We start from the raw sequence: 800 nt of genomic DNA on the forward strand, positions 1-800 counted from the left end.
CCCTTGTGGGGATGGTGTTCGGGTGGCCGAGAGCCTGAGCAGTCCGGTGGCGGGTCTGCGCTACAGCTACTATGAGCACATGTGGAGCCGCAGTGTGAGTGAGATCGAGGGCAAGACGCCGGTGGCCCAGGCCGTGGTGGGTCAGTTCTCGTTGGCGCCCCGCCAGAAGGCCGACTACTTTGGATTTGAGTACACGGGCTACATCAACATACCGGCCGATGGGCAGTATAGCTTCTATACCAGCAGTGATGATGCCAGCCGGCTGTGGATCGGCAGCACCGAGGTGGTCAACAACGACTTCATGCAGGGCATGACCGAGCGCAGCGGGCAGATCTGTCTGGCCAGGGGCTGGCACCCCATCCGGGTGCGCTACATCCAGGGGGCGGGTGGTCTGGGTNAGCACCAGCAGCTGCGAGCTGTCGATCACGGCCAGTCCGGGCTCCCAAACGGTGAGCTGCGGGGCACCTGTACAGCTCTCGGCCACTTGCGTGGGTGGGGACTGCGGGGGGGTGAGCTACCGCTGGAGCGGTCCCAACAGTCTGTCGCTGGCGGGGGCCAGTGTGACGGTCAATGCTCCGTCGGTCAACGGCACCTATAGCTACACGCTGACGGCCAGCCGCAGCGGGTGTGCCGATCAGGTGCGCACGGGCACGCTGACGGTGAGTAACTGCCCTGCGCCCACCAGCTGTGAGTATAGCGGCAGTGCCACGGTGAGCAACAGCAGTCCGGCCTGCAACACGCCCGTGCAGCTGACGGCCGCCTGCAGCGGAGCCGACTGCGCGGGGGTGAGCTACAGCTGG

The 800-nt window shown here is 65.6% G+C and carries 2 protein-coding genes; both read left to right on the forward strand.

The genetic code is table 11. From position 1 onward, the window contains the following. Positions 1-79 precede the first annotated feature (79 nt). Positions 80-598, forward strand: a complete 519-nt coding sequence (locus tag ABD949_RS06755) for a PA14 domain-containing protein (protein WP_425576734.1) — start codon at positions 80-82, stop codon at positions 596-598. Continuing rightward, a partial coding sequence (locus ABD949_RS06760; protein ID WP_345241870.1) for a hypothetical protein occupies positions 561-800 on the forward strand: 240 nt, incomplete at its 3' end. The genes ABD949_RS06755 and ABD949_RS06760, both read left to right, overlap by 38 nt.

The sequence above is a fragment of the Nibrella saemangeumensis genome (genome assembly GCF_039541915.1).
GTDB lineage: Bacteria > Bacteroidota > Bacteroidia > Cytophagales > Spirosomataceae > Nibrella > Nibrella saemangeumensis.